Raw genomic sequence first — 14478 nt, forward strand, 5'->3', positions numbered from 1 at the left:
GATCAGGACACGGTGCAGGGCGCGCCGTTGACCGTGACCAGGTTGGGCGACGGGTTCGCGCCGCCGCCGGTGGTGGCGTTGAATCCGAACATCACCGAGGCACCCGGGTTGATCCGCGAGTTGTACGACTCGCTCTTCGCGGTCACCGTGGCTCCGGACTGCGTCACCTTGGCCATCCACGCCTCGCGCACCTTGGCGTCGCCGGTGAAGGCGAACCGGGCGGTCCAGCCGTTCACCGCGGCGGTGCCGGTGTTGCGGATGTTCACCTGGGCGGTGAAGCCGGTGCCGCCCTGCCACGAGCCGTAGTTGGTGTACGACACCGTGCAGGTGGGTGCCGGTACGGCGGCTGAATCGCCCTGGTCCGCCAGGAACGAGGAGATCCAGGCCAGCGCCGAGTTCCAGTTGATCGCCACCTCGTTCGTGGAGTACGACGCGATGTCGTCGACGTAGCAGAACATCGGTGCGCAGCCCTCGAGCAGCTGCTCCACGAACGGGTCCTGGAGCGCGGCGTTCGGACCGCCGGCGATCGAACCGGCCGGCGGCTTCGGCATGCTCGGGTCGAGCTGGAAGCCGAAGATCCGGCTGTGCTGGTTCTCCGCCGCGTGCTCGCCCCACCCGGTCACGTACGAGATGTTCAGCGCGTTGCGGCCGAGGATGTAGTCCATCGTCTGCACCGCGCCGTCGCGGTACTTCGCCGCTCCGGTCAGGTCGAACGCCGTGGCCAGCACGACCGCGTTGTTGATGATGGCGCCGTTGCCGCCCCAGAAGTAGCTGTTCGGGTCGCCCGGCATGGGCAGCCCGTACGCCTGCCGACGGATCTCGGCGAGGTAGTTGTCGGCGGCGGCGATGACCGACTCGCGGATCCGGGTCCGCTCGGCGGCCGGCAGCCCGTTCGGCACGGTGGCGAGGTCGAGGCGGCCCAGCGCGGCCACGCTCTGCCAGCCGAAGCCACGGGCGTCGAAGACGTCGCCGGTGTGGTGCGGCGAGGCGGTCAGGTCGGTCAGGTAGGTGCGCTCGCCGGTGGTCAGGTACAGCTCGGCGGCCGCCCAGTAGAACTCGTCGGTGACGTTGGTGTCGTCGTACGGGCCACCGCCGTTACCGGTCGCCGGCGCGTACCGGGCCGGGTTGGCCTTGGCCGCCGCGTACGCGGTCTTCGCCGCGCTGCCGCAGCGCTGCGCGAACTCCTTGTCGTACGGGGCGAACAGCCGGGCGCACTGAGCGGCGACGGCGGCCAGGTTCAGCGTGGCGGCGGTGGACGGCGGGTGCAGCTCACGCGGCTCCGGGTCGTCCTCGGGCTGCATCGGCAGGCCGGTCCAGTTCCGGTCGTGGATCTTGTGGTGGGCCATCCCGGCCAGCGGCTTGCCGGCCGGTACCTGCATCCGCAGCAGGAACTCCAGCTCCCAGCGGGCCTCGTCGAGGATGTCCGGCACCCCGTTGTCCCGCTCGGGCAGCCGCAGCGTCCCGTCGCCGAGGTCGGCGCCGAATCCGGCGGTGGCGGCGTTCTTGGTCCGCTCGAAGGTGCTCAGCAGCTGGTAGGTGGCAATGCCGCCGTTGACCACGTACTTGCCGTGGTCGCCCGCGTCGTACCAGCCGCCGCGTACGTCGAGCCGGTAGTCGCAGGAGTCGGCGACGCAGGGCACGTCGGTGTCGCCCTGGTTCGGCGCGACGCCGAGGTGGCCGGCGGGTCGGGCGTACTCCTCGCCGACCAGGTCACCGTCGATCTCGATACCGCTGCGCTGGATGTAGAAGAACTGCAGGGCGTCCGACCGCAACTGGTCGTAGAGCGTGCCGGAGATGTCGAACGGGTGGCTGACCTCGCCGTCCACGGCCAGCGTCAGCCCCTGACCCGGGGTGCGGTACGACGAGAAGTCCACCGAGTGCACGTTCTGCGCCGACGCCTCGTCGACCCCGCGCGGCGTGGTGGTGCCGCTGGCCAGCACGGCTCCGGACGCGGAGTGCAGCTCCCAGGGCAGCGCCTCGGTGGCGTCGGTCACCACCGTGGCGTTCTTCGGCCCGCCGGGCAGGTAACCGACCTGGTTCACCCGGACCCGGGGGCCGGTGTCCGGCACGTACGGCTCGGGCGGGTTGCCGCCGCGCAGCGAGATGTTGTCCAGGCAGACGGTCCGCGCCTCGGCGCTGCCGCCGATCTGGAAGATCAGCTGGGCGCGGCTGTCGTCGGTGGGGGCGACGAAGGTGCGCTCGACGCGCTGCTGGGTCGGGGTCGCGGCGGCGGTGACCGAGTAGTAGCCGGTGTAGGGCTCGCTGCCGAGTTGCAGCACGGCGGCCACCGGGCCACCGGGGGTGGAGGTGACGTCGAAGCCGAGGGTGTACTCGGCACCGGCGACCAACGGCAGCGCGTCGTGGCCGATGCCGGCATCCCAGGGGTTGGCCAGGCCAGCGGCCACGGTGGCGCAGAGCTGGCCGTCGACCACCCCGAGCGTGTTGGTGCCGTAGGAGAACCAGGGCGACGAGCCGTCGCTGAAGTCGCCGTTGCGGATCTGTTCGGGTGCGTCAGCGGGTGGATCGGCGAAAGCGGTGCCGGCACTAACGCCGACCAGCACCACGGCGGTCGCCGCGGCGAGTACCGCGAGACGACGTCGGGATGGCGTCACGGGGGAAGTCCTTCCGGCGAGCGGGACGGAACAGGCGAGGTGGGGGTGTGACCTGGGAGCGCTCCCAGGTATCGGGCATGTTTCCAGGGTGGGCAGGACATGTCAATCGATCGCATCCGATGAGAATTCACGTTCACCGTCAGTGAGATTCACCGCGCCACGCCGGGCGGTCCTGATCTCCTAGAGACAACCGAGCCCTACTCCTGGCAGGCTGCGTGCCATGACCCTGAAGCTGCGTTCCGCCGGGGCGAGCGACCGTGGGCTGATCCGCAGCGGAAACCAGGACGCGCTGCACTCCGGCACCTGGCTGGTCGCCGTCGCCGACGGCATGGGCGGTATGGCCGCCGGGGACCTGGCCAGCGCCATCGCCGTCGGGGCGATCGCGCCGCTGGACCTGGAGACGCCGGAGGACGTGCTGGTCGCCGCCTTGCAGAACGGCATCAAGCTGGCCACCGAGCGGATCCGTCAGGCGGTCGCCGAGGATCCCCAGCGGCAGGGCATGGGCACCACGCTGACCGCGCTGCTGTTCGCGCGTACGGGCAGCTGCCTGGCGCTGGCCCACGTGGGCGACTCCCGGGCGTACCTGTTCCGCGACGGTGTGCTCAAGCAGATCACCCGGGACGACACCTTCGTGCAGATGCTCGTCGACCAGGGCCTGATCACCCCGGACCAGGCCGGCAGCCACCCCCGGCGCGCCGTGGTGACCCAGGCGTTGCAGGGCGACGAGGTCTCCCCGACGTACGCGACGATGGTGCCTCGGGCCGGCGACCGCTGGCTGCTGTGCAGCGACGGGCTGTCGAACGTGGTACGGGCCGACACCCTGGCCGAGGTGCTGGCCGGCCAGCGGGAGCGGGAGGCCTGCGCACGCGGCCTCATCGACCTGGCGTTGCAGGCTGGTGGCCCGGACAACATCACCGTCGTCATCGCCGACGTGGTCGACGAGCCGTGAGCAGTCAGGAGCGCCGTCCGGCCCGCCGGGTCGGCGTGGCCGTGGTCGGATCCTCCGGCCAGGGGTGGCGCGGGTAGCGTCCGCGCAGCTCGGCGCGGACCTGGCGGTAGCCGGAGCGCCAGAAGGAGGCCAGGTCGGCGGTGACCGCCACCGGCCGGCCCGCGGGGGAGAGCAGGTGCAGCAGCACCGGCACCCGCCCGCCACCGACCCGGGGTGCCTCGGCCCAACCGAAGGTTTCCTGGAGCCGGACCGCGAGCACCGGCGCGGCCGGGTCGGCGTAGTCGACCCGGATCCGCGAACCGCTGGGCACCGCGATCCGCTCCGGCGCCAGGTCGTCCAGCCGTCCCGCCAACGCCCAGGGCAGCAGCCGGCGTAGCGCAGCGACCACGTCGACGCGGGCCAGATCGGCCCGCCGCCGGGCACCGGCCAGCTCCGGTCCGAGCCAGCGCGGCGCACCGGACAGCAGCGCCTCGTCGGAGACGTCGGGCCAGTCGTCGCCGAACGCGTACCGGCAGAAGGCCAGCCGCTCACGTAGCGTCCTGGCCGCCGGGGTCCAGGTCAGCAGGTCGAGCCCGGTGTCGTGCAGGCCGGTCAGCAACGCGGCGGCGATCTCGTCCGGGTCGGGCCGGGCCAGGGGACGGTCGACCAGCCCGATGGCACCCAGCCTGAGCACCTCCCTGGCCACCACGTCCCCGTCCGACCAGGCGACCTCCCGCTCGCGACGCAGCAGCGAGCCGGCCGCCTCGCGGGCGGTCCCCTCGTCGACGACGGCGGCCAGCCGGACCCGGGCGGATGCCGCGCCGGGGGCGCGGTCGGCCACCGCGACGGCCAACCAGTCGACGCCCGCCAGCGCCGACCCGGGCGCCAGTTCCGCCGCGGTTCCGCCACTCATCAGGTACGCCGAGCCGCCCGGCCGCCGCACCCGGGCCAACCGTTCCGGGTACGCCAACCCGACCAGCAACCCGGCGGCAAGCTCGTCGGGCAACCAGGCCCTCCGCTCGCCGCCCACCCGGCCGTCGCCGGTCCGCTCGCCCGTCGCCCGCCTGTCGTCCGTCCGTGCGTCGTTCGCCTCCTTCGCCGGTGCGGCGTCCGACCGCCCGCCGCTCGTCGGCTCGCGTTCCCCTTGGCCGTCGGGGCCGACGCGGCCGTCGCGCGCCTGTTCCGCCGCGGCGCGCAGCCGGCGCACCTCCGCGCGCCAGCGGGCGGTGGCGGCCGGGTCGGTGCCGGCGCGCAACCGACGCCAGGCGGCGCCGAGATCGTCGCCGGGACCGGCCACGGTCGGCTCGCTGAGCAGCGCCACCACCTGCGCCGCACGGTCGGCGCCGACCCGGTCGGCCCCGTCGAGCAGCGCCCGGGCCAGCCGGGGATGCGCTCCGACCGCGACGACGGCCCGGCCCCGCTCGGTGATCCGGCCGTTCGCGTCGATCGCACCGAGGGCGGTCAGCGTCTCGGACGCCACCGTCATCGCCGCCGCCGGAGGCGGGTCGGGCAGCGCGAGCCCGGTCCCGCCGGGGGCGCCCCAGGCGGCGAGTTCGAGGGCGAAGCCGGTCAGGTCGGCGGTGGCGATCTCCGGTTCCGGCTGTGCGGGCAACCGCTCGTGCGCCCTGGGCGACCAGCAGCGGTAGACCTGGCCGGGCGCCTCCCGACCGGCGCGGCCGGCGCGTTGGGTCGCCGCCGCGCGGGACACCGGCACGGTGACCAGGGCACCCAGCCCTCGGGCCAGGTCCAGCCGAGCCACCCGGGACAGTCCCGCGTCCACCACCGTCCGTACGCCCGGCACGGTCAGGCTGCTCTCCGCCACCGCCGTGGCCAGCACCACCCGCCGTCGCTGTCCCGCCCGCAGGGCGGCGTCCTGCTCGGCGCCGCTCTGCCGACCGTGCAGGCGCAGCACGTCGACGCGGTCGCCCAGCTCGGCGAGCCGGCCGGCGACGGCGGCGATCTCGCCCACGCCAGGCAGGAAGACCAGCAGGTCGCCCTCCTGTTCGACAAGCGCCCGCCGGACGGTGGCGGCGACGTGGTCGAGCAGTGCCCGGTCCACCGGGCCGGCGCCGGACGGGGTCACCGGCCGTGGCGGTGGTGCCCAGACACGGGTCACCGGATACAGCGCCGACGAGGCCCGAACCACCGGTGCCGGCACCGGACCACCGAGCAGGGCCGCGAAGCGGTCCGCCTCCGGGGTAGCCGACATGGCCAGCAGCCACAGCTCCGGCCGCAGGGTGGCCCGGGACTCGACGCTGAAGGCGAGCGCCAGGTCTGCGTCGAGCTGACGTTCGTGGATCTCGTCGAGCAGCACCGCGTCGACACCGGCCAACTCCGGATCGTGGTGCAACCGGCGGACCAGCAGCCCGGTGGTGACCACCTCGATCCGGGTCCGCGGTCCGGCCCGTCGCTCACCCCGGACCGCGTAGCCGACCCGGCCACCGACCGGCTCGCCGAGCAGTGCCGCCATCCGGCGGGCGGCGGCCCGGGCGGCCACCCGACGGGGCTGGGCGACGATCACCCGCCCGGCCACCGCGTCGGCCACGGCGAGCGGGGCGAGGCTGGTCTTGCCGGTACCCGGCGGGGCCACCAGGACCGCGCTGCCGGCCGAGCCCAGCGCCGCCACCAGCGCCGGCAACACCGGCCGGACCGGCAGGTCGATGGGCACGTCGGAGAGCACGGCCCAGTCTCGCACCGCCCATACCCCACCCGCGCCCTTGCCCCACCCCCGCCTCTGGCCCGGCCCTCGCCCGGCCGACGTCATGTCACCCGGTAGAAGCGAGCTGTCGCCCGGCGGCCCGGCGGCGTCAGCGTCCTCCCGGCCCGAGCCTGAGGACATCCTGGCTGAGTGGTCCCCCGGCGTCTTCCGAGTACACCGGCGGCACGCGTCGGTGCCCGTCGACTAGGCACGCCCGTCACACTTCGTAGCCGCCTGCCGGAGCCCGGCATAACCTCCCTCACTGCTTTGCTCTGCTTCAACCCACGCAACGGTCACTCTCCGCGTCGTTTGACCGGGTGGCCAGCTTGCCCAGTTCCGGGCATTTCAGCAGGTCACTAGGGGGTTGCGTGGGTTGAAGCAGAGCAAAGGGCGGAGGGTGGAATGTGGGTTGGTGGCCGTGGCTGTTGCGGACGGTAACCTCCGGCGTGCATTGCCTCGGTCACAACTGGTGACGGGTCGGTCCTGGTCGTCTTGCCCGACGGTGGACTGCGGCGGCGCGGGGCGGCGCGGCAGGGGACCGGCCGCCGTGAGGGGTGAGTCGCTCGCCGGCCTCGGTCGCCACCCGGAAGCGCGGCGCAGGGCGGGACGGCGCCGGGCAGACGGTGTGGGCCCGGCGGGCGGTGGGTGGGGTCAGCGAGTGTGGACGCTGGCGACGAAGGCGTGCCAGGCCGACGGCGGGAAGGTCAGCACCGGGCCGTGCCGGTCCTTGCTGTCCCGCACCGCGACCGCACCGTCGACGGTGGCCACCTCGACACAGTTGCCGTTGCCCACACTGCGGGTGCTGGTGCGCCACTCCGCCCGGGACAGGTCGAGCGCGGTCATCGCGATCCCTCCGTCGATACCGACAGTGACCGCGATGCAGCGGTCACGTAAAGTAACGAGAAGCTTCCTTCAGGCGGATCAAAGACGCCGCGGGATCGAGTGCCAGACTGCACAGCCTCTCGTGCACAAGGCTATACGAGCGCACCTGCGCGACCTCCTCCAGTGCCAGGCCCGTGGAGAGATTTTCCAGGTAGACAACGGCCGCGTCGGCCGCGTCGGCGAACGTGAGGAGCACGTACGGCGAGTTCATCGCCGGATGTCCGCCAGCGTCGAAGGGAAGTACCTGGAGGGTTACGTTGGGTAGTTGGGCGAGGGTCTCCAGGTGGGTCATCTGGCCGGCCATGACGGTGCGATCGCTGACAGGGCGTAGCAGTACCGCCTCGTTCAACACCACCGACAGCTCCACCGGATCGTCGCCGCGCAGCACGTCCTGCCGGCGTAGCCGGGCGGCCACCTTGCGATCGAGGTCCTCCTCGCCGGCGGTCAGCCGGTACACCTCGCGGGCGTACGCCTCGGTCTGCAACAGGCCGGGCACCGCCTCGGCCTCGTACGTGCGCAGGGTGGCGGCCTCGGCCTCCAGTCCGACGTAGAACTCGAACCATTCCGGAAGCACGTCGCTGTAGTGCTGCCACCAGCCGCGCTGCTGGGCACCCCGGGCGATCTCGATGAGGGCCTCGGCGTCGCTGCCGGTGACCTGGTACAGCGCGAGCGCGGCCCGGACATCGCGTGGCTTGATGCCGATCTGCGCGTTCTCGATGCGCGACAGGTTGCTCTTGGACATGTCCAGTTGCCGGGCGGCGACGTCCAGGGTCATGCCGGCGCGCTCCCGCAACTGGCGCAGTTCCCGGGCGATACGGCGGCGTCGAACGGTGGGGCTCGCGGTCACCCTCCGAGTCTGTCACGGGAAAAGGCGCAGGTCGCTTCACCACAGAGTGCAACTGGCGAAAACGGGAGTTGCGTTGCAGTTGCGCTCGGTGCATCCTTTCCCGGTTAGCGATCACTGTGGACGGCCGGCTCGGGAGGACGTGTGCTCACCGCCGACGAGTTCTTTCTGATCGCGCACAACGACACCCGGGGCAAGGCGAAGCTGCACCCGGCGGCGACCAGTCTCGGGCTGGCCGGGGGGCTTCTCGGCGAACTGACCCTCTATGGACACATCACCGTCTCCGGGGGGCAGGTCGCGGTGATCGACCGCCGGCCACCGGCCGACGCGTTGGCCCACACGGTGCTGGACCAGCTGGTCGGCGAGGCGCAGCACCAGTCGGTGCGTACCTGGCTCAGCTTCCTCGCCCAGACCTCGGTGACCGCGGTGGGGGAGCGGCTGTCCCGGGCCGGCGTGCTGCGCCGGCAGGAGAGCCGGCGACTGCTGCGGACCACCGTCACCTACCAGCCGATCGATCTCAACGTCGTGGCCTGGCCGGCCACCCGGCTGCGGGCGCTGCTGGAGCGCGCAGAGCCGCCCAGCGTTCCCGACGCGACGCTGCTCGGGCTGGTCGCCGCCGCCGGCCTGACCCGGGAGGTGCTGTGGAGCGCGGGTCCGCGCGCACACCACCGACTCAACCTGATCATCCCGGCCCTGCCGGACCCGCTGAAGGAACTCGTGGCGCACACCGAGGCAGCCGTTGGTGCGGCGGTGCTGCGCGGCGCCCCCTGACCCGGTACACCCCCTTCCCCTCAGACCGGAGCGGTACATGTCCTCGACAGCGACAACCGAACGACCGAGCAACGTCTCCGAAGCGCTGGCCCGCGGCCGGCTCGGCGTTCCCTCAGTGATCTTCTTCGTCCTCTCCGCGGCGGCGCCGCTGACCGTGGTCGCCGGCGTGGTCACCACCGGCTACGGGGTCATCGGCGTGCTCGGCATTCCGCTGGCCTTCCTGGCGGTGGCCGTGGTGCTCGCCGTCTTCTCCGTCGGCTACGTGGCCATGGCCCGGCGGATGGCCAACGCCGGCGCCTTCTACGCGTACGTGGCCCGGGGGCTCGGACGCCCGGCCGGTGTGGGTACGGCCTGGGTGGCGCTGATCGCCTACAACGCCCTCCAGGTCGGGCTCTACGGAACGATCGGCGCGGCGGCGGCACCGGTGCTGGACCGGCTGTTCGGGATCACGCCACAGTGGTGGATCGTGGCGCTGGTGGCGTGGGCGCTGGTGGCGATGCTCGGCCTGCTCCGGGTGGACATCAACGGCATGGTGCTGGCGGCGCTGCTCTGCGCCGAGATCGCCATCATCGTGGTGTTCGATCTCGGCCAGCTGGGCAACCCGGCCGGCGGCAGCGTGAGCTTCGCCGCGTTCTCGCCGGAGAACTTCTTCGTGCCCGGGCTCGGCGCGGTACTGGTGCTGGCGATCCTCGGTTTCGTCGGCTTCGAGGCGGCGGTGGTCTTCAGCGAGGAGAGCAAGGACCCGAAGCGTACGGTGCCGATGGCCACCTACCTGTCTGTGGCGATCATCGCGGTGGTCTACGCGCTCTCCTCGTGGAGCATGACGGTGGCGGTCGGGCCGGACCGGATCGTCGAGGAGGCGGGTACCCAGAGCGTCGAGCTGATCTTCAACCTGGCCGGGGCGCACCTGGGCGACACCGTTCTGACCATCGGGCAGGCACTCTTCCTGACCTCGGTGCTGGCCGCCATGATCTCGTTCCACAACACCACCGCGCGCTACGCCTTCGCGTTGGGTCGGGAACGGGTGCTGCCGGCGGTGTTCGGGCGGACCTCGCCGACCACCGGGGCACCCCGGGCCGCCTCGATCGCACAGAGCGTGCTGGGCCTGCTGGTGATCATCCTGTACGCGGTCAACGGCTGGGATCCGGTCCTGCAGCTGTTCTTCTGGCTGGGCACCAGCGGCGGCTTCGGCGTGCTGTTGCTGATCGCGACCACCGCGGTCGCGATCATCGCGTACTTCGCCCGCAGTGGTGAGCAGGAGACGCTGTGGCGGCGGCTGGTCGCGCCCGGCCTCGCCGCGATCGCCCTCGTCGCGATCATCGTGCTGGCGGTGCAGAACTTCGCCAACCTGCTCGGCGTCGAGCCGGACTCCCCGCTGCGCTGGGCGATCCCGCTGGCCTACCCGGTGGCGGCGCTGCTGGGCGGACTGTGGGGCCTGTCGCTGCGGCGGCGGCGTCCCGACACGTACGCCCGGATCGGCCTGGGCGCGGAGAGCGCGGCGGCCGTGGTGGTTCCCCCGCCGGCCACCGAGCCGGTGCCGACGGCGGAGGTGCGGCGATGAGCGAGCCGGAGATCGGGCGGCTCGGCGCGGACGACACCCGCTGGGTCGCGGCCCGGATAGCCGAGGCGTTCATGGTGCTGGACCAGCCCCGCTGGCTGGTGCCGGACGAGGCCAAGCGGGAGTCGGTGCTGGCCGGGAACTTCGAGATCATCGTCGAGCACGCCACCCGGCACGGGCTGGTGTTCGGCACCGAGGACCGCGCCGGGGTGGCCGTCTGGTTGCCGTCGGTCGGTGAACCACTGCCGCCGCCGGAGGACTACGACGCCCGGCTGGCCCTGGCGTGCGGGGAGTGGACCCCGAACTTCGTGCACCTGGACGAGCTGTTCGCGGCGAACCATCCACACGCCGACCACCATCATCTGGCGCTGCTCGCGGTGCGTCCGGACCGCCAGGGCCAGGGCGTCGGCACGGCACTGCTGCGTCACCATCACACCTGGCTGGACGCCAACGGCATGCCGGCGTACCTGGAGGCGAGCAGCGAGACCAGCCGTGACCTGTACGCGCGGCACGGCTACCGGGTCGCCGAACCGTTCCGGCTACCCGACGGCACGCCGTTCTGGCCGATGTGGCGGGATCCCGTCGCCGGCTGAGGTGGCGCGAAGACGATGGTGGCCGGGTCCGTCGGACCCGGCCACCATCGCCACCCCCTCCTAGTACGTGCCGTCGAGCTGCCCCCGCAGCTTCGTCAGGGCCCGGGCCAGCAGCCGGGACACGTGCATCTGCGACACGCCGATCTGCTCCGCGATCTGCGACTGCGTCAGGTTGCCGTAGAACCGCAGCGTCAGGATCTTCTGCTCGCGCTCGTCGAGCGTGGCCAGCGCCGGGCCCAGCGCCACCCGCAGCTCGGCCAGCTCGAACTCGCTGTCCTCACCGCCGAGCATGTCGCCCAGCTCGGTCGCGCGGTCGCCGTCACCGGTCGGGGTGGACAGCGACACCGCGTTGTACGCGCGGGCGCCCTCCAGGCCCTCCAGCACCTCTTCCTCGGTGAGCTTGAGGTGGGCGGCGATGTCGGCCACGGTCGGGGACCGGCCCAGGGACTGCAGCAGTGAGCTGTTGGCGTCCGAGATGGCCAGCCGCAGCTCCTGCAGCCGGCGGGGCACCCGGATGTCCCAGGTCCGGTCGCGGAAGTGCCGCTTCAGCTCGCCGATGATGGTCGGGATCGCGTATCCGGCGAAGTCCACCCCGCGGGAGGGGTCGAACTTGTCGATGGCCTTGATGAGGCCGACGGCGGCGGTCTGCGCGAGATCGTCGGTGGGCTCGCCGCGCCCGCTGTAGCGGTGAGCGAGGTGGTTGGCCAGCGGCAACCAGGCCTCGATCGCCCGGTCGCGAAGCGCGGCTCGGGACGGGTGCCCGGCCGGCAGCGCGGCCATGGCGTTCAGCAGCTCGGCGGCGCTGTCGGTGAGCGCCCGCGGGTCGAGCTTCGGGGCCGGGGTCGCCGGGGTGGTCGCCGATTCGGTGATCGTTGACGCGGTCATGGTGGTCCTCCCTGCACCTCGTCCGCGGATATAGACGTGACGCTTTGGTTGGTTCCGTTGGTACGTTCGGGAGTCACCTTAGCCCGATCGTCTCCTAGAAATCTAGCCGAACGGACGATGTACTTAAGTGATTTCAAGGCATGAAAGCCGCTAAATGTCCCACACTGGTGCGTCGATGAGGGTTGAACGACCGTGATTCTGCGGCCAGATCGACCGATCGGGCCAGTCGCGGATGCCCGGGCGACCCTCGTGGTCGGGCCGGACGAGGACGTCGGGCTGCCGGAACGGACGATGCCGGCGGGGATCGCAAGCGGAGTGTCATCAATCCGTCGTTGTCCCGTGAACGGGACTGGGCTTAGCGTCGCGGGGTACATCCCTGATCCGGAGGTGCCGTGCTCGATCCTGCCGTTCCCCACCTCGTCGTGAACAGCCGGACGCTGTACTTCAGCTGGCTGCCGGCGGACCCGGACGCGGTGGCGGCGCTGGTCCCCGCGGGGCTACGGCCCCACCCGGACCGTGAGGTCTTCATGAACCAGTACGTGGTGGACGACGAGAGCCAGACCTCGGGCTTCGGTTCCTACTCGCTCACCTATCTCGGTGTCACGCTCGTCGGGATGGACGCCCCGGACGGGGTGACCCCCGGTGGCTGGTGGACCCACTACGTCACCTCGAGCGAGCGGGTTCGCCACTACGCCCTGGCCCGGGGTGCCCCGGCCGTACCGGGTCGCACCACCATCACCGAGCGGGGCGACACGATCGCCACCGGGACGGACATCGAGGGCGTGCCGGTGATCCGAGCCCAGGTTCGCGTCGGTGACACCGGACACGCCATGCACAACGGCCACCACCGCTACCTGACCGAGTTGCACGGTCAACTGGTCAGCAGCATCTATCCGGTGATCGCCGAACCGTCCACCTCGTTCGAGATCGAATCCGTCGAGTTTCTCGATCCGGACCACCCGGTGTACGCGTTGCGCCCGGAGAACCCGCTCACCATCGCCTGGGGCTACTACTCGCCGCGCTCCTCGTTCGCGTACCCGGGTGGGCTGACGGTCCTCGGCGAGCTGACGCCGGGCTACCAGGTGCCCGACCGGCGGGCCCGCAGCGGCCTGCCGTCGGGGTCGTAGACCAGGCGGTACGCGGGCAGCGCCCAGACCCGCGTCCACCAGGGCAGGCGCCGGGCGCGGTGCGGTCGCAGCCGGCCGGGTGGGCGTGGTCCCACCTGGCCGCCGTCGTACCAGTGCTGCAACGCCTCGGCGGCGGCGGTGATCGCCGCGACCGCGTCGTCCGGGTCGACCAGGTCGGCGTCGTCGCCGCCGGCCGGATCGCGGTCCAGGTGCTCGCGGAGCAGGCGTAGCCGTAACTCCCGGGCGAACAACCGGGCCCCGTCACCCTGACCCGCCGGATCGTGCGGGGAGCGCTCGTCCGCGGTGTCGTCCAGCACGGCGCAGGACAGTTCGCTGTCGTGCGTCCAGGACCGCCGGTTGAAGTTGTCGCTGCCGACGCAGGCCCAGACGTCGTCGACCACACACACCTTGGCGTGCACGTAGACCGGGGTGCCGGCGTGGTTCTCCGCGTCGAAGACGTGCACCCGCCCCGCCGCGGCCTGCTCGCACAGGGCCAGCGCCTGCTCTCGACCTACCGTGTTCGGTGGCAGGGCCAGCCGCCCGTCCACGTCGGGATGGCGAGGCACCACCGCGACCAGGTGCAGCTCGGGATTGTCGCGCAGCGCCGCGGCGAAGAGCTCGGCCACCTCGGCGGACCAGAGGTACTGGTCCTCCAGGTAGATCAGCCGACGGGCCCGGCGTACCGCCTTGGTGTAGCCGCGAGCCACCGTGCGTTCGCCGTCCGGGGCGAACGCGTACCGGGGCCGGACCGCCGGATAGGTGCGCAACACCTGGACGTGGTGCGGCCCGCAGGGCGGCGGATCGGCGGGCTGGTCCGGCAGCGGCCCGGCGGTGAGATCCGCCCCGCGGAGCCGGTCGCGCAGATAGGCGAGGGGATTCTCCGAGTCCAGCGGCATCGGGTCGGTCCACCGCTCGCGGAACGTGGTGTCCAGCGCGCCCACCACCGGTCCGCGCAGCGCCAGCTGCACGTCGTGCCAGGGCGGACGGTCACCGTACGCGGCGGCCATCCGTACCGCCTGCGGGTCACCGTGGTGCGCGTCGTCGTCGCGGCGGCTGTGGCACAGGTCGATGCCGCCGACGAAGGCGATGTCCTGCTCGGGGGCGGCCGGGCGGCGCAGCACCACCAGCTTCTGGTGGTGCGATCCACCGCGCCGGACCCGCTGGTCGAGCAGCACCTCGCCACCGGCGGCCGAGATCGCCTCGCTGAGGTTGCGGTTCTCCTGGTGGCTGTAGGACAGCACGTCGAGGTGCGACCGCCAGATCAGTCCCTTGACCACCACGCCGCGCTGGGCGGCCCGGGCGAACAACTGGGAGATCGTCGGCCCGTCCGGGCGGAGCCGCTCGTCCGGATCACCCCGCCAGTCGGCGAAGAAGAGGTGGTCGCCGGCGCCCAGCCCGTCGACCTCGGTGACCAGCCGGTCGAAGTACGCGGCACCGTGAATCAGCGGCTCGGCGAGGTTTCCACTGGTCCAGACGGGTAACTCAGAGACCGGGTTGGCGCGTTCCGGTGCGGTGAGGAACCAGTCCTGCAGCGGCATGCTCCCGCCCTCAGAGAGGTCGTTCACGTCCTCACCATACGA

11 protein-coding genes are annotated in these 14478 nt (G+C 72.1%); 5 read left to right on the forward strand and 6 right to left on the reverse strand.

Annotated features, from left to right (window positions below; genetic code table 11):
- Window positions 1-2: 2 nt before the first annotated feature.
- The gene (locus O7597_RS21750) at window positions 3-2612 is read right to left on the reverse strand and encodes a glycoside hydrolase family 9 protein (protein WP_269738907.1); all 2610 of its coding nucleotides are present in this window, start codon (window positions 2610-2612) and stop codon (window positions 3-5) included.
- Window positions 2613-2832: 220 nt separating this feature from the next.
- On the opposite strand from O7597_RS21750, the gene O7597_RS21755 reads away from it, so the two are divergent.
- Window positions 2833-3561: a protein phosphatase 2C domain-containing protein gene (locus O7597_RS21755; RefSeq protein ID WP_269738906.1), complete on the forward strand. Its 729-nt coding sequence runs from the start codon at window positions 2833-2835 to the stop codon at window positions 3559-3561.
- Window positions 3562-3565: 4 nt separating this feature from the next.
- On the opposite strand, the gene O7597_RS21760 is transcribed toward O7597_RS21755, so the two are convergent.
- The 3 genes from O7597_RS21760 to O7597_RS21770 all read right to left on the reverse strand — a co-directional run bounded on the left by O7597_RS21760 (window position 3566) and on the right by O7597_RS21770 (window position 7967).
- The gene (locus O7597_RS21760; RefSeq protein ID WP_269742587.1) at window positions 3566-6220 is read right to left on the reverse strand and encodes an ATP-dependent helicase C-terminal domain-containing protein; all 2655 of its coding nucleotides are present in this window, start codon (window positions 6218-6220) and stop codon (window positions 3566-3568) included.
- A gap of 669 nt (window positions 6221-6889) precedes the next feature.
- On the reverse strand, window positions 6890-7081 hold the full coding sequence (locus tag O7597_RS21765; RefSeq protein ID WP_269738905.1) for a DUF397 domain-containing protein: 192 nt from the start codon (window positions 7079-7081) through the stop codon (window positions 6890-6892).
- 43 nt (window positions 7082-7124) lie between these two features.
- Complete coding sequence (locus O7597_RS21770) at window positions 7125-7967, reverse strand: helix-turn-helix transcriptional regulator (protein WP_269738904.1); 843 nt, start codon at window positions 7965-7967, stop codon at window positions 7125-7127.
- 141 nt (window positions 7968-8108) lie between these two features.
- On the opposite strand from O7597_RS21770, the gene O7597_RS21775 reads away from it, so the two are divergent.
- From O7597_RS21775 to O7597_RS21785, 3 genes are read left to right on the forward strand one after another with little or no spacing between them, the layout of a single operon-like run.
- Window positions 8109-8735, forward strand: coding sequence for a GPP34 family phosphoprotein (locus tag O7597_RS21775; protein WP_269738903.1), 627 nt, complete (start codon window positions 8109-8111; stop codon window positions 8733-8735).
- A 37-nt stretch (window positions 8736-8772) separates the two neighbouring features.
- Window positions 8773-10296, forward strand: a complete 1524-nt coding sequence (locus O7597_RS21780) for an APC family permease (protein WP_269738902.1) — start codon at window positions 8773-8775, stop codon at window positions 10294-10296.
- Window positions 10293-10886, forward strand: a complete 594-nt coding sequence (locus O7597_RS21785) for a GNAT family N-acetyltransferase (protein ID WP_269738901.1) — start codon at window positions 10293-10295, stop codon at window positions 10884-10886. Before O7597_RS21780 ends, O7597_RS21785 begins: the two co-directional genes overlap by 4 nt.
- Window positions 10887-10946: 60 nt before the next feature.
- On the opposite strand, the gene O7597_RS21790 is transcribed toward O7597_RS21785, so the two are convergent.
- On the reverse strand, window positions 10947-11771 hold the full coding sequence (locus tag O7597_RS21790) for a SigB/SigF/SigG family RNA polymerase sigma factor (protein ID WP_269738900.1): 825 nt from the start codon (window positions 11769-11771) through the stop codon (window positions 10947-10949).
- 392 nt (window positions 11772-12163) lie between these two features.
- On the opposite strand from O7597_RS21790, the gene O7597_RS21795 reads away from it, so the two are divergent.
- Window positions 12164-12898 (forward strand): hypothetical protein, encoded by a 735-nt coding sequence (locus O7597_RS21795; RefSeq protein ID WP_269738899.1) that lies wholly within the window; start codon window positions 12164-12166, stop codon window positions 12896-12898.
- Here the strand turns inward: O7597_RS21795 and O7597_RS21800 are convergent.
- Window positions 12847-14436 (reverse strand): phospholipase D-like domain-containing protein, encoded by a 1590-nt coding sequence (locus O7597_RS21800; RefSeq protein ID WP_269742586.1) that lies wholly within the window; start codon window positions 14434-14436, stop codon window positions 12847-12849. The genes O7597_RS21795 and O7597_RS21800 overlap by 52 nt on opposite strands.
- Window positions 14437-14478 lie beyond the last annotated feature (42 nt).

The sequence above is a fragment of the Verrucosispora sp. WMMC514 genome (assembly GCF_027497295.1).
GTDB classification, from domain to species: Bacteria; Actinomycetota; Actinomycetes; order Mycobacteriales; family Micromonosporaceae; genus Micromonospora; species Micromonospora palythoicola.